Origin of the sequence: Candidatus Palauibacter sp., assembly GCF_965213655.1 — a bacterium.
Taxonomy (GTDB): domain Bacteria; phylum Gemmatimonadota; class Gemmatimonadetes; order Palauibacterales; family Palauibacteraceae; genus Palauibacter.
In genome coordinates, this window is record NZ_CBDBZT010000003.1 from 1,501,332 (window position 1) to 1,523,542 (window position 22,211).

Genomic DNA, 22,211 nt, shown 5'->3' on the forward strand with positions numbered 1-22,211 from the left:
TCGTGACCCGCCCAATCTCTCACGACCGCGCCGGTACGCAACGGCCCCGGGCCGGACTCGACACTCGTCCGGAGGCTCGGCTCGAAGCTCGACTTCGGGCGGGGCTGCAGGGCGAGGTGCGGTTCGACCGCTTCACGCGCGGGTTGTACAGCACGGATGCGTCGATCTACCAGGTCGAGCCGCTGGGGGTGGTGTTCCCGGAATCGGCCGGCGACGTGCGGCGGGCGGTGGAACTCGCGGGCGAGCACGGGACCTCCGTCATCGTGCGCGGGGCGGGGACGTCGCAAAGCGGCCAGTCGATCGGGCGGGGCGTGATCCTCGACACGAGCCGGGGGCTGGATGGGGTGCTCGACTTCGATCCGGCCGCCCGGCGCGTGGTGGTCGAGCCGGGGATCGTGCTGGACCGGCTGAACGCGTTCCTGCGGCCACACGGACTCTTCTTCCCGATCGACGTGGCCACGGCGAGCCGCGCCACGCTCGGGGGCATGGCCGGCAACAACAGCGCCGGGTCGCGGTCGGTGCGCTACGGCCACATGGTCGAGCACGTCCGCGGCATCGAGGCGGTGCTCGCCGACGGTCGCCGCGCCTGGTTCGGCCGGGATGCCCGTGGGGGCCCCGCTCGGACGTCCGATCCGCGCGAGGGCTCCGGGCCGCCCCCGGCGGAGCTGGAGGCCGACCTGAGGGCGCTGCACACGCGGGAGGCCGACGAGCTGGCGCGGCGGGTGCCGGACGTCCCCCGGCACGTGGCCGGCTATGCGCTGCACCGTCTGGGCCGGGAGGGCGCCGGGCTGTCGGATCTTCTAGTGGGCTCGGAGGGGACGCTAGGGCTCTTCACCGCGCTCGAACTCGATCTTCAGCCCATTCCCGCTGTGCGCGCGCTCGGTGTGTGTCGCTTCGATGGTACCGCTGAGGCGCTGGCGGCCGTCCCCGCGATCGTCGCGCTCGAACCGACGGCGGTGGAACTGTTCGACGCGACCGTCCTCGGGCTGGCCGCGCAGATGCCGAGTTTCGAGCGTGTGCTCCGACAGCTCGGCGAGGATGGCGGCAGTCGGCCGCGCGATATCCTCGTGGTCGAGTTCGCCGGCGATGATCCTGACGCCGTCTCCGCATCGCTCTCCGCTCTCGAGTCGGTGATGGAAGGGGTCGCGGCGGGCGTCGCGCGCGCGGAATCCGCCGAGCTGCAGGGCCGGATCTGGGCGCTACGCAAGGCGGGCCTCAACATCTCCATGTCGCAGCCCGCCGCCCGCAAACCCCTCGCCTTCATCGAGGACTGCGCGATCCCGCTCGAACGCCTGCCGGAGTGGTATCGCCGGCTCACGGAGATCATCGACCGGCACGCCACCCACGCCGTGTGGTACGCCCACGCCTCGGTCGGCTGCCTTCACGTGAGGCCGGCGCTCGACCTGCGGGAGGGAGACGACGTGGAGCGGTTGCGCGCGATCGCGGTCGACGCCTTCTCGCTCGCGGGTGAACTGGGCGGATCCCATTCCGGCGAGCACGGGGACGGCTGGATCCGGTCGGAGTTCCTGGAGCCGATGCTGGGCGCGCGTCTCGTCTCCGCCTTCGGAGAGATCAAGCGCCGGTTCGACCCCGAGGACCGCCTGAATCCCGGGAAGATCGTCGACCCGCCCCGCATGAACGACGCCTCGCTCCTGCGGGCCCGCCACGGGCTCGAGATCCGGAAGCTGCCGACGGCGCTCGACTGGGAGAAGTGGGGCGGCTTCGCACCGGCCGTCGACATGTGCAACAACAACGGCACCTGTCTGAAGCGGAGCCCCGGGGTGATGTGCCCGTCCTTCCGCGCCACGAGCGACGAACGGCATTCGACGCGCGGCCGCGCGAACGCGCTGCGGCTGGCGCTCTCGGGCCAGCTGGGGGACGACCCGTGGACGGCGCCGGAACTGTACGAGGCGATGGATCTCTGCCTGGGTTGCAAAGGGTGCCGGCTCGAGTGTCCGACCGGGGTCGACATGGCCCGCATGAAGGTGGAGTTCCTGCACCGCCTGCGCGCCGAGCAACCGCTCTCGCCCAGGGACCGGGCGTTCGCGTATCTCCCCCGCTACGCGCCGCTGGCCTCGCGGCTCGCCCCGCTCGTCAACCTCCGGAACCGGATTCCCGCCCTCGCGCGCCTCGGCGAGCAGGTCGCGGGTCTGGCGGCGGACCGTCCCCTGCCTCGCTGGTCGTCGCGACCGTTCTCGGGGGCGTCACGGCCCTTCAGTCCAGACCCCGGCGGCCCCCGGGTCGCGCTCTTCGTCGACACCTTCACCCGCTACTTCGAGCCGGGGATCGCCCGCGCCGCGGTTCGCGTGCTGGGGGGCGCGGGTTATCGGGTTGAGATCGCTACCACGGCCGGTCGTCCGCTGTGCTGCGGCCGCACGTTCCTGAACGCCGGCCTGGTCGAGGAAGCGCGGATCGAACTGGACCGCACCGTCCGCGCACTGAGCCGGTTTGTGGCGCGCGGGATTCCGGTGGTGGGGCTTGAACCGTCCTGCCTGCTCACGCTGCGCGATGAACTGCCCGCGCTGGATCCTGGACCCGAGGCGGCAGCGGTCGCCGAGCGGGCGCGGCTCCTCCCCGAGTGGCTCGTCGAGGAGGACGCGCTGTCGCGGCTTGAACTCGCTCCCCTTCCCGTTCGGCGCGTTCGCGTACACGGCCACTGCCACGAGAAGGCGTTCGGCGCGGACGGCCCGACGCTCGAAGTCCTCGGCGCGATCCCCGACCTCGAGGTCGAGGCGATTCCCGCCGGGTGCTGCGGCATGGCCGGTTCCTTCGGCTACGAGGCGGAGCACGCGGACATCTCGCGGCGCGTGGCGGAACTCGAACTTCTTCCGGCCGTTCGGGCGCTGGAAGCCGACGAGTGGCTCGTCACCAACGGCACGAGTTGCCGCCACCAGGTCGCGGACCTCGCCGACGCGCGCGGTCGCCACGTCGCGACCGTGCTCGACGCCGCCAGTCGGCCGCGAGGGCAGTCCGTGGACGCGGCGGTGAGAAGGCTGCGAAAGTTGCGCGGCCGACACGGCAACCTCTCAGTCGCGGAGATTCTCGCCTTTCGCGATGAAGGCCGTCGTTAGCGGCGGGAAGGCAGCATCGCCTCCAGCCTGGCCTTGAGGGGCGACGGGATCTCGATGCCTTGCCAGTCGAGGCTGCCGTGTTCGCGGCGGGCGCAGACGACCGTCCAGTCGCTCCGGGCCACGACCTCCCGCTCTCCGCAGCGGTCGATCGTGAAGTCGGCGGCGAAGCGGATCGCCTTGCGGCGCACTTCGCGCACCTGAAGCCTAACGTCGACCTCGTCGCCGTAGCGGACGGCGCCCAGATAGTCGCATGAGACGGAAACGCGGGGCATTCCGAACACCAAGTCCTGGCTCCAGCGGTAGCCGACGAAGTCGAGCGACCGATAGAGGGCGTGCTCGGCCTCCTCCATGAACTTCAGGAGCGCCGTGAAGTGGATCAGGTTCGCGGTGTCCGTATCCGCGAACTCCACGCGCCGTGTGTAGACGAACTCCGAGGCCATGTGGCAATCTATCACCCGTTCACGAACCGGGAGGCGCGGTGACGGTGGAACCGAGGCACATCACGATCGAGCGGCGCGTGCGATTCGCCGTTCTCGAGCCGCACGAGCGGCCGGTGGCCGAGATCTGGTTCGCTCTGCACGGGTACAACCAGGTCGCGCACCGATTTCTTCGCTATTTCCAGCCGATCCACGCGGGGGCCCGCTGCATCGTCGCCCCCGAGGGTCTGCACCGGCATTACCTGGGCCACGAGTCGCGCAGGGTGGGCGCCTCCTGGATGACGAGCGAAGACCGTCTCACGGATATCGAGGACTACGTCGGCTACCTCGACCGGCTGCACGCGCACGTCCTCGCCGAGGAGTCACGACAGACGGCGGGCGGGTCGGCGCCCCCGCGGGTCGTGGGACTCGGGTTCTCGCAGGGCGTTCACACGCTCTGCCGCTGGCTCGCGTTCGGCCGCGCCCGCATCGACCGGGCGATCCTGTGGGGCTCGACGGTGCCGCCGGACCTCGATCTGAGCGAGCACGGAGCCACGCTCTCGGCCGCCGACCTCCACCTCGTCGTGGGCGAGGCGGACGAGTACTTCGATCAGGCCGCCATCGAAGCCCATGAGGCGCGACTACGGGCGGCGCGCGTCGGCTTCACATCCCACAGCTACGCGGGAGGACACCGCCTGGACGCTGAGACACTGAGGCGCCTCGCCGATCCCGGAGGAACGGGATATGGATGATGCGTCTACCGGACGATGTCGTATTGGACGATGTATGGGATGTCGAGGGCATCCATTTCGACGGCCCAGACTTCGGTCAGGTCCGCGGACCTGACTCCACGGGGAAGCCGAAACCGGCCGATGGTCGAGCCCGAGTCATCGAGCACGAGCCACTCGCGCTCACCGCCCTCCCTCGTTCCGTCCAGCGCGAGCCAGGTGGTTCCGTCGTTCCCCACGGTGACGTACGTCACGGGGGTAAAGTACCGGTGTTGCCCGTAGAACTCGCGCAGAGCGCGAGCGTAGGCTCGCCGATTGCTGATGTTTGGACCATCCATTTGCCCAGCGATCCGGTCATCGAAGTAGTCCGATGGCACGCGGCGGGGCTCGTATTCGATGCGTCGCCGGTACACGGTGTCGCCATGAAGGTCGATTCTCGTGACTTCGAACTCCGCGGGGGCTTGGCGTCCGTCCCAGCCCTGGCGCTTCACCAGCACGACGCTCGACCCATCCGGAGCGAAGGTTATCAGGTCCATGTCTGTAATCGGTGAAGAGACCAATGTCTCGCCGACCGATCTCCCTGCCGTGATCCTGCCGATGAGGCCCTCAATCGATTGTCGAGCCAGCGTGTCGCGCAGGGTCCCATCGGGCTCCGTGACAATGATGGCGAGTTCAGACGCCGCCATCGCCCCTCCGGGGCCCGTCGCAAGCTCGGGAGATGCGACAAACCGGCCGTCCGCAAGTACGGTGAGCGGCATCCATCGATGAAGCGATCCCGGGACATTGGCCCGATACTGGATCGTCTCCGCTTCGCCGGTCGCTACGTCGAAGAACGTAAGTCGGGGGGACCTCGACTCCTTTACCCACAGTCGCGATCCATGCCACCCCATCCCGTTCGGCCGCATCAACTCGCCGGGCCCCTCCCCTCGACGACCGAGGTCGCGAACGAATTCTCCCGCGCGTGAGAAAACACGCACTCTAGCCTCCTCCGGCTGCAGCACGAACACGCGCTCGGCATCGGCGAGCACCCCGCCGACCCTTGACAGCCCATAAACCGGATCGTCGACGCTCCCGATCCTCACGCCACGCTCGAGCGTCCACTCCGGCACCTGGCCCGAGACCGGGCCGGATACCGGAGCGGCGCCGAGTGCCAGCGCATATCCCAGAAGAAGGCTCCTCATAGTGGGCTTTCCGCTCATGGTCCGGTCTACAACTCAGGGCGCGCCAACGATCAGAATAGGGATCGGCAACGACGACATGGGTTCACCGGACGATATCGTATTGGACTACGTACGGGATATCGAGCGCGTCTCTCTCCACGACCCAGCACTCGGCCTCGTTCGCGTGGGCTATGTACGATGTGGTGGGAAGCCGCAACCTGCCGATGGGCGACCCGGCGCCATCCAGCACCAGCCACTCACGCTCCCCGTCCTCGTCCACCCCTGCTACCCATGTCGTTCCGTCGCCCCCCATACTGACCGCCGTCACGGGGGGAAAGTACCGGCGTTCCTCGTAGAATTCGCGCAGGGCGCGGGCGTGGGCCCTCCGATTGTTGATGCCTGGCCCATCTGCGGACCTAGCGATGTCGTCGTCGAAGAAGTCCGATGGCACGCGGCGTGGCTCGTATTCAATGCGTCGCCGGTACACGGTGTCGCCATGAAGGTCGATTTCCGTCACTTCGAACTCCGCAGGGATCGTGCCCCCGTCCCAGCCCCGGCGCTTCACTAGAACTATGCTCGATCCGTTTGGAGCGACCGATAGGAGATCGTGGTCTGGAAGCAGCGAGATGACCCAGATCTCGCCGTCGGCTATGCCGGCAGTGATCTTGCCCAAGTTGCCGGCAAACGAGCGTCGAGCCAGAGTGTCCCGTAGAGTCCCATTCGGTTCCGTGACGATGATGGCGAATTCCGAAGCAGTCGCCTGTCCCCCGTGACCCCCCGTGATCTCGGGAGATGCGACAAACCGGCCGTTCGCGAGTACGGCGAACGGCATCCATCGATGAAGCGATCCTGGGACGTTGGCCCGATACCGGATCGTCTCCGCTTCGCCGGTCGCTACGTCGAAGAACGTAAGTCGCCCGGACACCGGCTCCGTGACCCACAGTCGCGACCCATGCCACCCCATCCGGTTCGGTCGCGTCAATTCGCCGGGGCCCGCCCCGGGACGACCGAGGTCCCGAACGAATTCTCCGGAGCGCGAGAAAACCCGCACCCTGCCGTCCTGCGGCTGCAGCACGAACACGCGCTCGGCATCGGCGAGCACGCCACCGACCCTTGACAGTCCGTAAACCGGATCGTCGACGCTCCCGATCGTTACGCCACGCTCTAGCGTCCACTCCAGCACCTGGCCCGAGACCGGGCCGGATACCGGAGCGGCGCCGAGTGCCAGCGCATATCCCAGAAGAAGGCTCCTCATGATCGGCTGCCCGGTCATCCGCTGGCCTATCTCTACTCTACAACCGTAGTTGTGACGTGGCGCTCCGAATGGCTGTCAGCGCGAACGTCTCGCTTCAGAGTTCGGGCTCGTGGTCCCCTCGCCGACGACGGCGGCGGGCGGCGAGGCGACTAAGCAGGAGGGGACTCAGGAGACCCGATGTCGTGCCGCCGATGAGGGCCAGGATCCCGACGGGTCCGGGGTTGGAGAACATCGGGGCGCCGATCTGGACGTTCATCCACATGCCGAGCAGCGCGAAAAGGGCCGCGCCGACGACGAAGCCGAGCCAGGTGAGCCGGATCATGGGGCGGCGTGTCGGGCGTCTATGAGCCGCCGTCCCCGTCCCCGCTGCCGGGGAGCCCGATGGTCGCGATGCACTCGATCTCCACGCGTGCATCCAGCACCAGCCCGGCCACCGCCAACGCGCTGCGCGCCGGCCGATGGTTGGGGAAGAACTCCATGTACGTGCGGCTCATGTCCCGGAAATCGGCGATGTCGGCCAGGAAGACGGTGCACTTCACGACCTCGTCCATCGACGAACCGTAGCGCTCGAGCGCGTCGGCGATGTTCCGCATCGTCTGCTGCGTCTCGGGGATGATCCCGCCCTCGGCCAGTCCCTCGCCGGGCACGGTCCCGAGCTTGCCGGACAGATAGAGCACGTTCCCGACCCGGACGGCCTCGGAGAAGGGCGAGTTGGGCCGCCCGCCCAGGTACTCGACGGAGTGCATCATCTCGGCCATTTCGGCGTGTTCCTGCGCCGCGAGCGGCCTCGCGGGCGTCAGGGCCGCCCCGAGCGTCAGAATGGTTCCGAACGCCAGAGCCGTCGCTGAAAGCTGTTTCATCGTCATACGTCCTCCTTCGAACCCGGTCTCGCCGGGTGTCTCGATACCGGTCACGGAGTGATGCGGGTCATCATGCGGGGGAACGCGATCGTCTCGCGCAGGTGATCGATCCCGCACATCCACGTCACCGTGCGCTCGACCCCGAGTCCGAACCCGCTGTGGGTGAAGGTCCCGTATTTCCGGAGATCCAGATACCAGTCGTAGGACGCCTCCGGGAGCCCCTCCTCGCGAATGCGCGAGAGCAGTCTGTCGTGGTCGTCCTCCCGCTGGCTGCCGCCGATGACTTCGCCGTATCCCTCCGGCGCGAGCAGGTCGTTGCACTTCACCGTGCGGGGATCCTCCGGGTTCTCCTTCATATAGAAGGCCTTGACCCCCTTCGGATAGTCGAACACGAAGAGCGGCTTGTCACGGCCATCGACCAGGATCGTCTCGGCCGTCGCGCCGAGATCCGCACCCCACTCGATGTCGCTCCCCTTCGACTGCAGGAGAGCGACCGCGTCGGTGTAGCTAATGCGGTCGAAGGGAGGCTGGATGGCCTCGAGCTTCGAAATATCGCGGCCGAGTGCCTCGAGCTGGTCGCGCTGGTTGAAGAGGACGCGCTTCACGATCCAGCAGATGAAGCGTTCCTGGAGCGCCATGTTCCCCTCGGAGTCGAGCCAGGCGGCCTCGGGTTCCACCATCCAGAACTCGGTCAGGTGCCGGCGCGTCTTCGACTTCTCGGCCCTGAAGGTGGGGCCGAAGCAGTACACCTTGCCCAGCGCCGCACAGGCCGCCTCGACGTAGAGCTGCCCCGTCTGCGCGAGGTACGCGGTGCCGAGATCGAAGTATTCCGTCTCGAACAGGGTGCCGGCCGACTCGCCGATGGCGCCGGTGAGGATGGGCGTGTCGACGTGGATGAAGCCTTCGTGATGGAGGAAGTCGTGGATCGCCCGGATGACTTCGTCGCGGATGCGCATGATCGCGATCTGGCGCGCGCTCCGGAGCCAGAGGTGGCGGTTCTCGAGCAGGAAATCGACGCCGTGTTCCTTGGGCTGGATCGGAAAATCGGACGACGGCCCCAGCACCTCGAAACCGGACGCGGTGAGTTCGACGCCGGAAGGGGCGCGGGCATCGGCGCGCACGACCCCCGTCACCGAGACGCACGCCTCGTGCCCCGCCGTCGTCAGTGGTTCCCATACCTCGGGCGGAACCTCATTGCGGACGAAGACGCACTGAACCTCGTCCGTTCCGTCGCGCAGCACGAGGAAGGAGATCTTGCCGCTGGAGCGGAGGCGCCTGACCCAGCCGCGGAGACGGACTTCATCCCCGATGCGGGCGGGCAATTCGCGTATGGTGACGGTGGCTTGTGACATGTGCGGCGACAAGTTGCGGTTCCCCCCGGGACGGGGCAAACGCCGCCGGCCGGCACGGTCAATCGACGGGGTCAGGCGACGGGGTCACCCGACTTGGTAGAGCGCCTCCCGCTGGGCGTAGCGGAGATCGAGTTCGTGACGGAACCGGCGGTGGGCGGACCTCTCGAGCCCAGGGTCGGCGTCGACGATGGCGCGAGCCCGCCGGCGCGCGGCGTCGAGGAGGTCGTAGTCGCGGTCCAATTGCGCGAACTTCAGGAGGACGGCGCCGTGCTGTTCCTTGCCGAAGAGATCGCCCTGGCCGCGGATCCTCAGATCTTCCTCGGCGAGCTCGAAGCCGTCGGTCTTCTGCTCGAAGGCGACGAGCCTCTCCGACGGCGTCTCGGCGGCGTGGAAGACGATGCAGTAGGACTGCTCGGCCCCCCGCCCGACACGTCCCCGCAGCTGGTGCAGCTGGGCGAGGCCGAAGCGTTCGGCGTCCTCGATCACCATCACGGTCGCGTTGGGGACGTCGATGCCCACCTCGATGACGGTGGTCGCGACGAGGAGGCCGGTGTCGCCGGCGAGGAAGCTCCTCATCACGTCGTCCTTCTCCGCCGAGGAGAGGCGCCCGTGCAGGAGCCGCACGGTGACGTCCGGGAAACGGTCCTGGAGCTGCTCGAACATGACGGTGGCGGCGCGGGCATCGAGGGCCTCGGACTCCTCGATGAGCGGGTAGACGACGTACGCCTGGCGGCCCGCCGCAAGCTGGTCGCCGAGGAAGTCGAAGGCGGCATCGCGGCTTTCCGGACCGCGCACGGCGGTGCGGATCGGCCGGCGGCCGGGGGGAAGTTCGTCGATGATCGAGAGGTCGAGGTCGCCGTAGAGGATGAGGGCGAGGCTGCGGGGGATCGGCGTCGCGGACATCACGAGGGCGTCGGGGGCCTTCCCGCTCTCCCGGAGCCGTCGGCGCTGCTCGACGCCGAAGCGGTGCTGCTCGTCGATGACGACGAGGCCGGGAGATACGAAGTCGACGCTATCCTGGATCAGCGCATGCGTCCCGACCACGAGACGGGCGCTGCCGTCGGCGATCCCGGCCAGCGCCTGTTCCCGCGCCTTGCCGGTGACGGAACCGGTGAGGAGCACAGGTTCGAGGCCCAGCGGCTCGAGCAATTTCACGAACGTGCGCTGGTGCTGCTCGGCGAGAAGCTCGGTGGGGGCCATGATCGCCGCCTGATGCCCGGCTTCGATCGCCTTGAGCATGGCGAGCGCGGCCACGACCGTCTTCCCGCTCCCGACGTCCCCCTGCAGCAGACGGTTCATCGGCGCGCGGCGGCCCATGTCGGCCTCGATCTCGGACCAGGCGCGGCGCTGGCCCTCTGTGAGCTCGAAGGGAAGCGTGCCGAGCAGCGCTCGGGTGAGAGTGGGCGGCGCGTCGAAGGCGACGCCCCGGATCTCATGACGCAGGCGGGCCCGGGCCCGGGCGTGGAGGAGTTGGAGAAAGAAGAGTTCCTCGAAGGCGAGGCGTCGCTGGCAGCGCTCTATCCGGTCGACCGCCGACGGACGGTGCAGCGTCCGGAGGGCGTCGGCGAGCGGGGGAAGGGACAGTTCCTCGAGCCACTCCCCCGGAAACGGCTCCTCCTCTCCGAGATCGGCGAGGAGGTTGGGGAGGTTGAGCCGGATCACGGCGCGGATCTGCCGGTGGCTGAGCCCCTCGGTGGCCGGATAGACGGGAAACACTCGCCCCGCGGCGGGGCGCTCTGCGGCGGCCCCTCGCTCCCCGGCGGACCCTTCCTCGTCGGAAACCCGGGCCAGCACGGTGTGTTCGCGGGGCTGGAGTTGCCGGCCGTGGTAGAAGCGCACGGGTCCGGAGGCCAGCAGAAGGTCGCCCTTGTCGATCGTGCGGTCGAGCCACGGACGTCCCGGCCACGCGCATTCGATGTGGCCGCTCTCGTCCCGGATCACGGCGCGGAAGACGCGCAGCCGGCGTCGGGTGGGGATGACGCCTTTCGAGACGACGCGCCCGATGACGGTCGCATCCTGGCCGACCTTCAGGTCCGAGATCGCATCGACGGTCGTCGCGTCCTCGTACCGGTACGGAAGGTGATAGAGGAGGTCCTGCCCGGTGTGCACGTCGATTTTCGCGAAGCGCTCCGCTCGCCGGGGGCCCACGCCCTTCAGGTACTGCACGGATCCCCGCAGGATGGAGCGCGGCGGCGTCACGGGATCACGGCTCCGGCGCGAGGATCTTGGCGAGATACCGGTCGGGTGAGAACTCCTCGAGATCCTCAGGGGACTCCCCAACTCCGAGGAAGCGGACCGGGACGGACAGTTCGCGGACGACGGAGACGACCGTGCCCGCGCGCGCCGTGCTGTCGAACTTGGCGAGCACCAGACCGGTGAGGTCGAGCGACGCACCGAACTGGCGCGCCTGGTTCATCACGTTCTGTCCCGAAGTGGCGTCCACGACCAGCAGCCGTTCGTACGGCGCGCCCGCCACCTGTCGGCCGAGCACTCGATCGACCTTGACCAGTTCGCGCATCAGATCGTCCTGCGTATGGAGACGGCCGGCCGTGTCGACCAGCACCCAGGCCGCGTCCCGGGCGCGCGCCGCCGCCACCGCGTCGAACGCCACGGAGGCCGGGTCCGCTCCGGGCGTTCCCCCGACGAAATCGGTCTGCAGCCGTTCCGCCCACGCCCGGAGCTGCTCCTGCGCCCCCGCCCGAAAGGTGTCCGCCGCCGCGAGCAGCACGCGCTCCCCTCCCGCCTGCAGCCTCGCGGCCAGCTTCGCCGCCGTCGTCGTCTTCCCCACGCCGTTCACCCCGACGAGGAGGAGGATCGCCGGCCCGTCTCCGGCAGGAGGTGGGTCCGCGGCCGCTCCGCCGGCGGGCGCTTCGGCGGCGACGAGGATCTCGGCCAGCCGGGACCGCAGCAGCTCGCGCAGGTCGCCCTCCGTCGCGATGGCGCCGCGGCTCGCCGCCCTCTCGAGCGCCTCGATCAGCTCGAGCGTGATGTCGACCCCGAAGTCGGCTTCGAGCAGGACTTCCTCCAGGCGCTCGATGGCGGCTTCGTCGAGCCCACCGTCGACGAGGGTGTTCACGTCCGTGAGCGCGAAGTCGACGATGCGCCGCCACAGGCCGCGTTTCGGGCGTCGGAGGGTCCCGGTCAACGGAGTCCGATCCGGTGCCGCCACACCCACTCGCCACACAGGAGAAGCACGGCGAGGAGAAACGGCCACACGGGCCGGGGCGAGCGGACTTCGACCGGCGCCCGGGGCGAAGGCTGCGCTTCGATGGCCAGCGGTTCGGACGGAGCCAGGGGAAGGAATTCGCGGAGGTCGGGTTCGACATCCATGGGCCGCCGGAGTTCGACGGAGCCCTCAGGCCCGGTGGCCGTCACGATGGCCTCGTAACGGCCCGCAGGGAGACCGGGGCCCGCGATCTCGGCCGGAGGTTCCGTGGCCGATTCGCTCCACACCTCGGCACCCGCCTCATCGAGCAGCTGGATCGTGAGGTCGGAGGAGCCGGGACGGATGCGCCACAGCGGCGGCTCGCCCGGGGCCGGCGGCCGCACGAGCGAGGCGAGCCGGGGGTTGGCGTCCTCGGCGAGCCAGCCCACGATGCCGCTGAACACGCCCTCGTAGACTCGGCGCGGCTCGTTCCCGCGCAGCGACCAGCGCCACCAGTCCGAGGTGGCGGAAAGCGCCCACCGGCGCTCCCCGTCCTCGCCGGCCGTGAGGAGGGGCCTTCCCTCGCCGCGCCGGTTCCGGCTCGCGTTGATCACCGACCATCGCCCGGGGGGCTCCACCGCATAGAGTTCGCGGACGGGGGGCAGCAGGTCCAGGTCGGCCTCGGCGAGGAGCGCGGCCGAGGGACTCGCGGGCACCGGCCCCGCGGCGTACCACTCCCCTGGCAAGGGGCCCGTCATGCGCGAACCCACCCCCGGCACCTCACCCGGCCCTCCGGCGAAGAAGAGCGTCCGCGCGTGGGCCCTCAGCGCGTCCGCCAGCCAGGGTGGCAGATCCTCGGGCGCGGCCTGGACCGCGAGAAGCCGGGCGCCCCCCACCGCTTCCCGCACTCGAGAAGCAGCGACGATGCGGGGGCCGGCGCCCATCTCGAGAAAGCGATCATCGGCAAGGCGCAGGTATCCGCGCGCGCCCCCGAGGACGAGCCGGTCTAGGGCGGGCACAAGGAAGCGCGCCTCCCAGTCGGGGGCCAGCGACACGAGTACGGCGCCGGCGGAGGATTCCGAAACCTCGATCCACACGCCTCTCCGCTCGGAGACGCCGAAGGGGTCCGGCGGATCGAGCAGCACGGCCTCGTAGCGCCGCCACGCGGGCCGGGCGCCTTCGTCGCGCGGGACGAAGGCGATGTCCGCGCGGCCCGTGCGGCCGGGAGCGGGGCGTGGCGCCCGCACGGTCGCGACGACCTCTCCCTCGCGCTCGAGCTGGAAGCTCACGCTGTCGGGCAATTCGCCCGCGCCTCCGGCCGATCCGGCGGCGGCGCGAAACTCGAGCGTGGCGCGGACGGTATCGCCGGCACGGGCCCGCTCCGGCGCCCGGAGCGCCGCCAGCGCCACCCGGGACTCGGCATCGGCAACGCGGAGTTCCCGCACCCCGAGCCCCAGACCTTCGGCCGTCTCCCGGGCGGCGTCGCGGTCCGTGAGTTCTCCGTCGGTCAGCACCCATACGCTGTCGGCTCCGCCCAGGCGGGCGGCCTGCAGGGCCGGTTCGAGCCGGCTCGCGTCGTGCCCCGCGACAAGGGTGTCCAGCGAGTCCAGCCGCGCGGGGACGGGTCGGTCTCCGAACAGGTAAACCCGATCGGGCGCGAGTTCGGGAAGAAGAGCAAGAGCCGAGTCGAGCCGAGTCGTGCCGCCGGCTTCCCCGGCGCTTACCGGGAGCGCCATGCTGCGCGAGATGTCGAGGAGCACAACGCGTTCGGGCACTCCGACACCGCTGTCGCGCAGCGCGGGCAACGCGAGGGCGCCGAGTATGAGGAAGAGGGCCGCCGCGCGGAGGGCGGCGGGACCGCTACGCCCCGCGACACGCTCCTCGCGCGTGGCATAGGCCCAGCCGGCGAGGGCGACCGCGGCCAGCGCGACGAGAAGCCAGAGGCCGGGGCTCAATCCTGTGTGCGGCGAGCGCGCTGCGAGGGATGGATGGGCATCGGAAGGCCTCTCAACTGCGACAGCACGGCCTGTCGAACCGCCGCAAACCGTTCGCGCAGTTCAGAGGGGACCGGCTCGGCCCTGGGCAACTGCAGACGGGCCGGGTTCACCTGCGCGCCGTTCCGAAGAAACTCGTAGTGCAGATGAGGCGCGGTCGCGAGACCGGTGTCGCCCACATATCCGATGACCTGCCCCTGTTCCACCTGAGTGCCGGCCGTAACGCCCCTGGCAACGTTGCTCAGATGCGCGTATCGGGTACGGATGTTGTTCGCGTGACGAATCTCGACGGCGTTCCCGTACGTGCTCCACCACCCTGCCCGGGTCACGCGGCCGGCCCCCGTGGCGTACACGGGCGTGCCCCGCGCCGCGCCGTAGTCGACGCCGAGGTGCGGCCGGGTGCGCCGGAGGACCGGGTGGAACCGCCTCAGATTGAAGCCGCTCGTGACACGGACGATGTCGATCGGTGCGAGCAGGAACTGCCCCCGGAGGGCCTCGCCCGCTTCGTCGTAGTATTCCACCCGCTCGTCCGCACCAGCCTCGAATCGCACCCCCGTCAGCGTGCGCCGGTCGTTCCGGAATTCGGCGGCGAGCACCCTGGCGTCGCGCACCGAGCCATCCGGCCGCACGTCACGCTCAAGGAGAATCCGGTACGCATCGTTCCGCCGCAGATCGCGCCAGAAGTCGATCTGCCACGCGAACACCCGTGAAACCCGGTGCGCCACGTCGAAGCGCTGTTGGTCGCTCAGCCCCTCCACATCACCGAACAGCTCGGCGTCGAACAGGTTCGTCTGGATGAGACCCGCCAGGAGAAGGGTGTCGCGGGTAACCTGCACGGAATCGAGCCGGGCCAGCCATGTCGGCCCGGTGTCGTTGTCGGGCCACAGGTGGAGGACGCGGTCGGCGTCGAGGTGAACCCGGATCCGGGCCGGAGATTCCCCGGGTCGGCGGACGAAATGGATCGCGGCGCCGGGCCGCAGCCGGCGGGGACTCTCGAACTCGCCCATCGCCTCGACGATGGCGTGCGTCGCGACGGGGTCGAGGCCATGGTCCGCGAACACGCCCCCCAGCGTCTCACCCCACTCCAGACGGTGCACGAGCGTGATGGGCGCCGGTGGCGTCGGCACTTCGACGACCTTGACGTCGTCCGTCCGCTCGGCTCCGGTGCCGAACGTGCTCCGGCCGACGAGCAGCACACCCGCAAGGGCGAGTCCGACCGCAAATCCAACTGCTGTGTGGAGTCTCTCGTTCAAGCTCTCAGTCCATCTGTCGCCGTATGAAGGTCGGGATCTCAAGATCCTCGAACTCCGTCCGGGCGTCGGTCCACGACTCCTGGCTCGGCACTTCCGGTTGCACATCGGGGGCCGCTTCGGGCGCCGCTTCGGGCGTCACTTCTTCGGCCACCGGACCATCCGCCGGCCCGGCTTCGTCCCCCGGCGCCTCCAACACCGGTCCCTCGGACACCGACCGCTCAGGCTCGGGCTTGGGCGCCGGCTCGGTCTCCGATTCCGGCTCGGACACGGGCTCGGGCCCCGGCTCCTCGGCCGCCAGCGCTTCGAACGCGATGCCCGCCCGCTTCACCTCCGCGGGCTCCTCGACAGGCTCGGGTTCCGGCGGCGCAGGCTCGACCGGGCGCGCGTCGAACACGCGCGGACCCTCGTACATCGAACCGATCACCACCGGGGTCGCTGGGGGCTCGGGCGGCGCCTTCGTCGCCGGGATCACCCTCTCCGCCACGGGCACCGGTTCGTCATCGACCACCGCATCTCCGAACCCCGTCGCGATCACGGTCACGCGCACCTTGCCCTCCAACTGAGGATCGTGCACGACGCCGAAGATCATTTCGCCCTCGTCGCCCGCGGCCTCCTGAATGATCGAGTTGACCGTCGTTACCTCGTCGATCGTCAGGTCGGGGCCACCGCTGATGTTGATGAGGACGCCCGTGGCGCCGTTGATGGATACGTAGTCGAGCAGGGGCGAGCAAATGGCCTGCTGCGCCGCCTCTACCGCCCGGTCGTCGCCCGTTGCCTCCCCCGTTCCCATGAGGGCGGCCCCCCGGTTCGACATCACCGTACGGACATCCGCGAAGTCCACGTTCACCTCGCCCGTCACGGAGATGAGGTCGGAGATCCCCTGGGTTGCCTGGAGCAGGACCTCGTCTGCTTTCTTGAGCGCCTGGCGGAAGGTCATCTCCTTGCCCACGACCGCGAGCAAACGCTCGTTCGGGACCACGATCATCGTGTCCACCGCACGCCGAAGCTCCCGCAGCCCGATCTCGGCGTGCCTCATCCTCTTCTTACCCTCGAAGTGGAAGGGGCGGGTCACGATCGCGATGCACAGCGACCCCATCTCCCGAGCCATGGCGCCGATGATCGGAGCCGCTCCCGTGCCGGTGCCTCCACCCATCCCCGCCGTGACGAAGACGAGGTCCGCACCCGCGATAGCGGATCGCATCTCTTCGTGGCTCTCGGACATCGCCTGCCGTCCGATCTCGGGACGGGCGCCGGCTCCCAGGCCCCGCGTGAGTTCCTTCCCGATCTGGACCCTGAGATGGGCGCCGGATTCCTTCAGCGCCTGGGTATCGGTGTTGACCGCGATGAACTCCACGCCGTCGAGTTCCTCGTCGATCATGCGGTTGACCGCGTTGCCGCCGGCGCCACCTACGCCGACGACCTTCATTTTCGCGTTGCGCGCGCCGTTCTCATCGAATGCAAAGACCATGTGTCCCCTCCCTCCCATCAGAAAAGCTCCCGTAGCCACCCGCCGACTCTCGCGAAGGCGCGGGTCGCTCCCACCAACCCTCCTGCCGAGGCCCGCGACGCACCGTACAGCACCAGCCCCGCGGCGGTACCGTAGGACGGACGCGCGACGCTGTCCGCCATGCCGGTGAGGCCGAGCGAAGGAATACCCGTGCGAACGGGCAGGTTGAAGACCGAACGAGCCAGATCTTCCGTGTGCAAGAGCGAAACCCCGCCGCCGCTCAGCACGATTCCCGCCTCGAGTCCGCGCAGCGTTCCGCTCGCCTCCAGTTCCTCGTACACCAGTCCCAGAACTTCATCCAGCCGTTGTTCGATAATGTGCAGCAACAACTCGCGCGACACACGTCGGGCCCGTCCGTGCCGAGCCCCGGAGACGTCGAGCATCTCCTGCGAATCGGCCGCGTCGCGCAGCGCTCCGCCGTGTCGCTCTTTGAGTTGCGCGGCCTCGTCTTCATGAACGCCGAGGCCGCGGGCGACATCCCGCGTCACGATCGAGCCGCCCCAGGGCAGCGTCGCTGCGTGAAGAATGCGGTGGCCTCCATACACGAGCACATCGGTCGTCGCGCCTCCCATCTCGACCAGGGCCACGCCGGCCTCGCGTTCGGCATCCTCGAGCACCGCGAGTGCCGTGGCCAGCGGCGCCATGACCAGTTCGTCCGGGCGGTATCCCGCACGGTCGACGACTTTCGAGAGGTCGTGACAGACGGCCACGTCGGCCGTCACGATGCAGAGGTCCGCCTCGAGACGGGCTCCGACCATTCCCACGGGGTCCCGGATCCCGTCGCGGTCGTCGACGGTGTACCGCTGCGACAGCGCGTGGATCAACTCGTGGCCGGGCGGGACCGGGACCGCGCGGCCGACCTCCTGCACGCGCTTGACGTGGGCGGGAGCGATCTCCGAGGCGGAGACCTGAAGCACGCCCTTCGACCGGGACGTGCGAACGCTTCCGCTGGGCACGCTCACATAGGCGGCTTCCACCTCGCGGCCGGCCATGGCTTCCGCCTGCCGCACGGCGGTGCGGACGGCGCGGGTCGTGGCCTCGATATTCGCGATGGATGCGCCGTGCATGCCCTCGGAACGCGTGACGCCGAGCCCGAGGATCTCCAGCGGATCGGTGGGGCTGCGACCGGGATGCACGGCGGCGACGACCGCACAGGTCTTCGTCGACCCCACATCCACCCCGACAATGCCCGCCCCCTGAATCATCGCTCCTCCACGCGCGTGAGTACAACCTGGCCTCTGAAACGCGCGTCTGCACGTGCGACGTGCCGATCCTCGATCTGTCCGAGCGCGATCGAGACACGGTCGAGGGCACGCAGGGGCTGGTCGCGCGGCAGCAGCACGACGTCGGCCCCGGCGCCGGGAAGGAGGAGGAAGCGGTATCCTCCCTCGGCTGCCCGCCCGACCTCGGAGACGAGGGATATGAAGTCGCCCCGCGTTCGATCCATTCGCTCCAGCGCGAAGATGAGCTCCCGGATTCCCGGGTCCGTCACGAAGCCGCTCTCCGTCTCGACCGGACCCCGGACGATCGGCAGGTCCAGCGGTGCGGAGGAGGGTTCCAGCGGCAGCATGTACCCATCACCGCTCACGGGACGCAGTTCAGGCGTCGCGACGAGCGCCACCGGACGCCGCTCCACGACGGCGATCTCGAGCGTATGGAACCCCTCCCGACGGGCCGTGGCCTCGCGAACCAGCGGATGCGCGCGCACGCGTTCCTCCCAGGCCGCGGGGTCGTCCCATACGGACGCGTCCGGGGTAACGGCGGCGAGTTCCCTGATCTCGTCCGTCGAGGCGTGCTCGGCCCCGACGACGCGGAGTTCCGAGATGCGAAACGCGGGCAGCGTCGCGAGGATGCGGGGCACCCATATGGGGACGGAAAAGCCGATCAAGGCCGCCATGAGCGCGAAGAGGAGCCTGCGGCGTCCTCGGCGGGTGATGCGCCGGGAGCGCGATCTCTTGCGCTCCTCGCGTTCGGGGGGCGGCGGGGCGGCAAGGTCCTCGGGATCCCACACGGGAGGATTCATACGGCCCCCACGAGGGCGAGCTGCGCGGGCTCGACCCCCCACAGCTGGATCTCCGGCTCCAGCGTCACGCCGAGACGGGCCAGGGCGCGGCGGCGGGTCTCCGCCATCAGTCCGATCACGTCGGCGGCGCGCGCGCCACCCAGGTTGACGATGAAATTCGCGTGCCGTTCATGGATCCGGGCGTTCCCGACCCGGGCCCCTCTCATTTCCACGCTGTCCACGATCTCCCAGGCTGGCGGATGTGGTGAACCCGGGTTCTTCCACGTCGATCCGACCGATGGGAGGTCGTACACCTGATCCCGCACCTTCCGTTCGCGGAAGCTCAGGTGCGCATCGCGAACGGCGTCGTACTCCCCTGGTGTCGCTTCGAGGCGTGCGCGCACGAACACCCAGTCGGCCGGCACGCCCACCCGGCGGTACGCGGGTTGCGCCACCTCGGGCCGGATGCGCACGAGCTCGCCTTCGGGCGTCACCGCGTCGGCCCATTCGACGCGGTCCCAGAGCCCTTCGTCCCTCGAGCCGGCGTTCATGCGCAGGCCTCCGCCGAGAGTGCCGGGCACTGCCTCCAGGAAATGAAACCCGGCACGCCCGTTGCGGCGCGCAGCCTGCGCGAGGGCGGGCAGACGGGCAGCTGCCCCGGCTTCGATGGTGGTGGCCCCGACCTGGATCGTTCCGAAGTCTCCCTCGAGGATGAGGACAGGCTCCGGCACTCCGCTGTCGCCGATGAGCAGGTTCGCTCCGGTCCCCAGCACGCGGCAGCCGCGGCCGGATGTCTCGCGCAGCGCGGCGGCGAGCTCCGCCATCGACTGCGGCCGCGCGAGCCGTGCGGCCGGTCCGCCGATCCGGTAGCGGACCAGGGGTGCGAGCGGGACATCACGTTCCCACCGCATCGCCCGCCCGCCTCTGGACCGCCGCGTGCGCGAGGTCGGTCACATCGCCGGCGCCCATGAAGACGAGCACCGCTTCTCCCGCGCCGACCTCCGGCGGAACGAGGCAACGTGCATCCTCCCGCTCGATGAGGACCGCAGCCGCGCCGGACGCGCCGGATCCGCCGGCGATCAAGTCCGACGTGACGCCCGGGAGCGGCGCCTCTCGCGCGGGATAGATCGGCAGCACAAGCGCGTCGTCAGCCAGCGCGAGGGCACGGGCGAACGCGCCCGCGAAGTCGCGCGTCCGGGTGAACAGGTGCGGCTGGAAGACGACCCTCAGCCGGGCTTCGGGATATGCCTCCCGCAGCGCGGCGAGTGACGCCGCGACCTCGGTCGGGTGGTGCGCGTAGTCGTCGAACACCGTGAGATCGGGCCACGCCGCGATCATCTCGAGACGGCGGGCCACGCCGCGGAACCCGGCGAGCCCGCGCGCCGCCGCCCGCGGATCGCCGCCGAGCCGCACGGTGGCGAGGAAGGCCGCCGCGGCGTTGAGTCGGTTGTGGCGCCCCGGTACGCGGAGAGTGAGGTCGATCTCTCCGTCCGGCCAGGAGAGCCGCAGCGCACGCGGCCCCGTCCCTTCAAGCCTGCACCAGGCCCCGTTGCCGAACCCGTACCCGAACCCGTGCCGCGTGCCCGCGAAGCCCGCCGCCTCCGCGAGTCCGCGGGCACCCTCGTCGTCGTGGCAGTAGATGAGACCCCCGGCGTGCCGGGCCCTTCCGGCGAACTCCGTGAACGCGGAACGGAGACGCTCCCAGGTTCCGTACGTGTCGAGATGTTCGGGCTCCAGCGAGCTGACCACGGCGAGCGTGGGCTGAAGCTCGAGGAAGGAACGGTCGAACTCATCGGCTTCCACGATGGCGGGACCGTCACCGGGCCGCGTGAACCCCTTCCACCTGTCGACCCGTCCCCCGACGAGGACGAGGGGATCGAGCCCGGCCGCCGCGGCCGCGTGCCCGGCCATCGCGGTGATCGTCGTCTTCCCGTGCGTCCCGGCGATCCCGACCAGCGCCTGCCCGTTCAACAGCGCCCCCAGCGCCCGGGCCCGGCGCATCACGGGCACGCCGGCGAGCCCGGCCCGGACGACCTCCGGCTGGTCTTCCGGCACGGCCGAACTGCGAACGAGCAGATCCGCCCCGGACACGTGGGAGGGAGCGTGCTCCCGCTCGACCGTGATCCCCTGCGCCGCGAGGTCGCCGAGGGCGTCGGCGGGAGCGCGGTCGCACCCGCTCACCACGTAGCCGGCGCGATCGAGGGCAAGGGCGAGTCCGCGCATCCCGGCGCCGCCGATCCCCATGAGATGGACGTGTGCCCCGGGCGCCGGAAGGTCCGCGATCCCCGCCGGACGGGGAGCTCCCACCGTCGCCCCGGTCATGCCGCGCACCGATCCAGGAGGGTGAGCATCTCGCGCGCGATGTCGAGCGCCGCGTCGGGCCGCCCCCGACTCGCAGCGGCCGCCGACATCCGCGACAGGCGCTCGTCGTCCGTGAGGATGTCCCGGCAGTGCGACCACAGTTCGCCGACCGCCAGCCCGCCCTCTTCGCGAACTTCCGCCGCCCCCGCCTCCGCCAGCGCCCGCGCGTTCGTCAGTTGGTGCCCTCCGGCCGAGGTCGGGAGCGGCACGAGCACCGCGGGCCGCCCGGCGGCGCACAGTTCGGCGAGCGACATCGCCCCCGACCGGCACAGCGCGAGTGTGACCCCGTCGAGCTGCCTGCCCAGGTCGTCGATGTAGGGGACGACGCGCACACGCTCCGCGAACGGAAGCTCCGACACCCGCGCGGAGAGTTCGGCCGCGTGCCCCGGCCCGGCGATCCACACGACGGAGACCCCGTCCGGCCACGCCGATCCGTCTCGCGCCACCCACTCGAGGTCGCCCAGGAAGGCTCGGTTGAGGCCGAGCGCCCCCTGGCTCCCGCCGAAAACGAGGAGGTTGCGGCCATGCGGCCACTCGAAGCGGACCGGAGACGTACCGGCCGACCCGCCGCCCGAGGCGCCGCCGACCCCGGGCGCGACGGGATTCCCCAGGGCGCTCAGACGTGTGCGCCGCCCGACCCGCAGCCGCCCCTCCGCCTCCGGATATCCGAGGTGGATCTGATCGACGTTCGGCGCGAACAGGCGCGTCACGAGCCCCGGAGCCGCGTTCTGTTCCTGAATCGCCGCGGGCACGCGGCGGAGACGGGCTCCCGCGAGCGCGGGCCCCGCCACATATCCCCCCGTGCCCACGACGAGCGCCGGATCGAATTCCCGGAACGCGCACCGCACGCCGGCGAGCACAGCCGGAGCGGTCGCCAGCAGACGCCAGTTCCGCCACGGCCGTTGCCGGTACAGCGGTTGCAGCGGTAGAAGCCGGAACTCGTACCCGGTGTCAGGCAGCACGCGCGCCTCCAGGCCCCGCCGCCCACCCAGGAACACGCATTCGACTTCGGGGGCCAGCCGCCCGAAGGCCGCGGCCAGGTTCAGGGCGGGATACAGATGGCCGCCGGTGCCACCCCCCGCGAGCAGGATACGAGGTGACGCCATG

Annotated in this window: 18 protein-coding genes; 2 read left to right on the top strand and 16 right to left on the bottom strand. The window is 70.0% G+C overall.

All coding sequences use genetic code 11. From position 1 onward, the window contains the following. Window positions 1-2 precede the first annotated feature (2 nt). Complete coding sequence (locus tag ACOOGH_RS08840) at window positions 3-3,071, top strand: FAD-binding and (Fe-S)-binding domain-containing protein (protein ID WP_420448560.1); 3,069 nt, start codon at window positions 3-5, stop codon at window positions 3,069-3,071. On the opposite strand, the gene ACOOGH_RS08845 is transcribed toward ACOOGH_RS08840, so the two are convergent. Beyond that, window positions 3,068-3,511, bottom strand: coding sequence for an acyl-CoA thioesterase (locus ACOOGH_RS08845; protein WP_420448561.1), 444 nt, complete (start codon window positions 3,509-3,511; stop codon window positions 3,068-3,070). The genes ACOOGH_RS08840 and ACOOGH_RS08845 overlap by 4 nt on opposite strands. Window positions 3,512-3,549: 38 nt before the next feature. Here ACOOGH_RS08845 and ACOOGH_RS08850 point away from each other — a divergent pair, with 38 nt between their 5' ends. After that, complete coding sequence (locus ACOOGH_RS08850) at window positions 3,550-4,239, top strand: alpha/beta hydrolase (RefSeq protein ID WP_420448562.1); 690 nt, start codon at window positions 3,550-3,552, stop codon at window positions 4,237-4,239. Between the two features lie 5 nt (window positions 4,240-4,244). Here the strand turns inward: ACOOGH_RS08850 and ACOOGH_RS08855 are convergent, their stop codons facing one another. From ACOOGH_RS08855 to ACOOGH_RS08925, 15 genes are all read right to left on the bottom strand, one after another. Further along, the gene (locus ACOOGH_RS08855; protein WP_420448563.1) at window positions 4,245-5,396 is read right to left on the bottom strand and encodes a 6-bladed beta-propeller; all 1,152 of its coding nucleotides are present in this window, start codon (window positions 5,394-5,396) and stop codon (window positions 4,245-4,247) included. A gap of 82 nt (window positions 5,397-5,478) precedes the next feature. After that, window positions 5,479-6,630 (bottom strand): 6-bladed beta-propeller, encoded by a 1,152-nt coding sequence (locus ACOOGH_RS08860; protein WP_420448564.1) that lies wholly within the window; start codon window positions 6,628-6,630, stop codon window positions 5,479-5,481. A gap of 94 nt (window positions 6,631-6,724) precedes the next feature. Beyond that, window positions 6,725-6,952, bottom strand: a complete 228-nt coding sequence (locus ACOOGH_RS08865) for a hypothetical protein (RefSeq protein WP_420448565.1) — start codon at window positions 6,950-6,952, stop codon at window positions 6,725-6,727. A gap of 19 nt (window positions 6,953-6,971) precedes the next feature. Then, window positions 6,972-7,490, bottom strand: coding sequence for a RidA family protein (locus ACOOGH_RS08870; RefSeq protein WP_420448566.1), 519 nt, complete (start codon window positions 7,488-7,490; stop codon window positions 6,972-6,974). Window positions 7,491-7,540: 50 nt separating this feature from the next. Beyond that, window positions 7,541-8,842, bottom strand: a complete 1,302-nt coding sequence (gene asnS, locus ACOOGH_RS08875; protein ID WP_420448567.1) for an asparagine--tRNA ligase — start codon at window positions 8,840-8,842, stop codon at window positions 7,541-7,543. 84 nt (window positions 8,843-8,926) lie between these two features. Next, window positions 8,927-11,041, bottom strand: coding sequence for an ATP-dependent DNA helicase RecG (recG, locus tag ACOOGH_RS08880; RefSeq protein ID WP_420448568.1), 2,115 nt, complete (start codon window positions 11,039-11,041; stop codon window positions 8,927-8,929). Between the two features lie 4 nt (window positions 11,042-11,045). Further along, window positions 11,046-11,987, bottom strand: coding sequence for a signal recognition particle-docking protein FtsY (ftsY, locus tag ACOOGH_RS08885; protein WP_420448569.1), 942 nt, complete (start codon window positions 11,985-11,987; stop codon window positions 11,046-11,048). Further along, window positions 11,984-13,942, bottom strand: a complete 1,959-nt coding sequence (locus tag ACOOGH_RS08890; protein ID WP_420448570.1) for a vWA domain-containing protein — start codon at window positions 13,940-13,942, stop codon at window positions 11,984-11,986. Before ACOOGH_RS08890 ends, ftsY begins: the two co-directional genes overlap by 4 nt. Continuing rightward, window positions 13,939-15,234, bottom strand: a complete 1,296-nt coding sequence (locus ACOOGH_RS08895; protein ID WP_420448571.1) for a M23 family metallopeptidase — start codon at window positions 15,232-15,234, stop codon at window positions 13,939-13,941. Before ACOOGH_RS08895 ends, ACOOGH_RS08890 begins: the two co-directional genes overlap by 4 nt. 4 nt (window positions 15,235-15,238) lie before the next feature. Further along, window positions 15,239-16,702 carry a cell division protein FtsZ gene (gene ftsZ / locus ACOOGH_RS08900; RefSeq protein WP_420448572.1) on the bottom strand — a complete coding sequence of 488 codons (1,464 nt, stop codon included), beginning with the start codon at window positions 16,700-16,702 and terminating at the stop codon, window positions 15,239-15,241. A gap of 17 nt (window positions 16,703-16,719) precedes the next feature. Further along, entirely contained in the window at window positions 16,720-17,946 is a 1,227-nt protein-coding gene (gene ftsA / locus ACOOGH_RS08905; RefSeq protein ID WP_420448573.1) for a cell division protein FtsA, read from the bottom strand. Further along, window positions 17,943-18,764: a cell division protein FtsQ/DivIB gene (locus ACOOGH_RS08910; protein ID WP_420448574.1), complete on the bottom strand. Its 822-nt coding sequence runs from the start codon at window positions 18,762-18,764 to the stop codon at window positions 17,943-17,945. Before ACOOGH_RS08910 ends, ftsA begins: the two co-directional genes overlap by 4 nt. Further along, a complete protein-coding gene (locus tag ACOOGH_RS08915; RefSeq protein WP_420448575.1) occupies window positions 18,761-19,654 on the bottom strand; it encodes an FAD-binding protein in 894 nt (297 codons plus the stop codon). The genes ACOOGH_RS08910 and ACOOGH_RS08915 overlap by 4 nt, the downstream gene beginning before the upstream one ends. Continuing rightward, complete coding sequence (gene murC / locus ACOOGH_RS08920; RefSeq protein ID WP_420448576.1) at window positions 19,638-21,065, bottom strand: UDP-N-acetylmuramate--L-alanine ligase; 1,428 nt, start codon at window positions 21,063-21,065, stop codon at window positions 19,638-19,640. Before murC ends, ACOOGH_RS08915 begins: the two co-directional genes overlap by 17 nt. Next, a complete protein-coding gene (locus ACOOGH_RS08925; RefSeq protein ID WP_420448577.1) occupies window positions 21,062-22,210 on the bottom strand; it encodes a UDP-N-acetylglucosamine--N-acetylmuramyl-(pentapeptide) pyrophosphoryl-undecaprenol N-acetylglucosamine transferase in 1,149 nt (382 codons plus the stop codon). Before ACOOGH_RS08925 ends, murC begins: the two co-directional genes overlap by 4 nt. Between the last annotated feature and the right edge of the window lies 1 nt (window position 22,211).

Excerpts from the sequence above, each read along its gene's own strand:
- ACOOGH_RS08870 (WP_420448566.1), bottom strand. The coding sequence starts at position 7,490 with ATGAAACAGCTTTCAGCGACGGCTCTGGCGTTCGGAACCATTCTGACG.
- ACOOGH_RS08915 (WP_420448575.1), bottom strand. The coding sequence starts at position 19,654 with ATGCGGTGGGAACGTGATGTCCCGCTCGCACCCCTGGTCCGCTACCGG.
- murC (WP_420448576.1), bottom strand. The coding sequence starts at position 21,065 with ATGACCGGGGCGACGGTGGGAGCTCCCCGTCCGGCGGGGATCGCGGAC.
- ACOOGH_RS08865 (WP_420448565.1), bottom strand. The coding sequence starts at position 6,952 with ATGATCCGGCTCACCTGGCTCGGCTTCGTCGTCGGCGCGGCCCTTTTC.
- ACOOGH_RS08910 (WP_420448574.1), bottom strand. The coding sequence starts at position 18,764 with ATGAATCCTCCCGTGTGGGATCCCGAGGACCTTGCCGCCCCGCCGCCC.
- ftsZ (WP_420448572.1), bottom strand. The coding sequence starts at position 16,702 with ATGGTCTTTGCATTCGATGAGAACGGCGCGCGCAACGCGAAAATGAAG.
- ACOOGH_RS08845 (WP_420448561.1), bottom strand. The coding sequence starts at position 3,511 with ATGGCCTCGGAGTTCGTCTACACACGGCGCGTGGAGTTCGCGGATACG.
- ftsA (WP_420448573.1), bottom strand. The coding sequence starts at position 17,946 with ATGATTCAGGGGGCGGGCATTGTCGGGGTGGATGTGGGGTCGACGAAG.
- ACOOGH_RS08860 (WP_420448564.1), bottom strand. The coding sequence starts at position 6,630 with ATGAGGAGCCTTCTTCTGGGATATGCGCTGGCACTCGGCGCCGCTCCG.
- ACOOGH_RS08925 (WP_420448577.1), bottom strand. The coding sequence starts at position 22,210 with ATGGCGTCACCTCGTATCCTGCTCGCGGGGGGTGGCACCGGCGGCCAT.
- asnS (WP_420448567.1), bottom strand. The coding sequence starts at position 8,842 with ATGTCACAAGCCACCGTCACCATACGCGAATTGCCCGCCCGCATCGGG.
- ACOOGH_RS08855 (WP_420448563.1), bottom strand. The coding sequence starts at position 5,396 with ATGAGGAGCCTTCTTCTGGGATATGCGCTGGCACTCGGCGCCGCTCCG.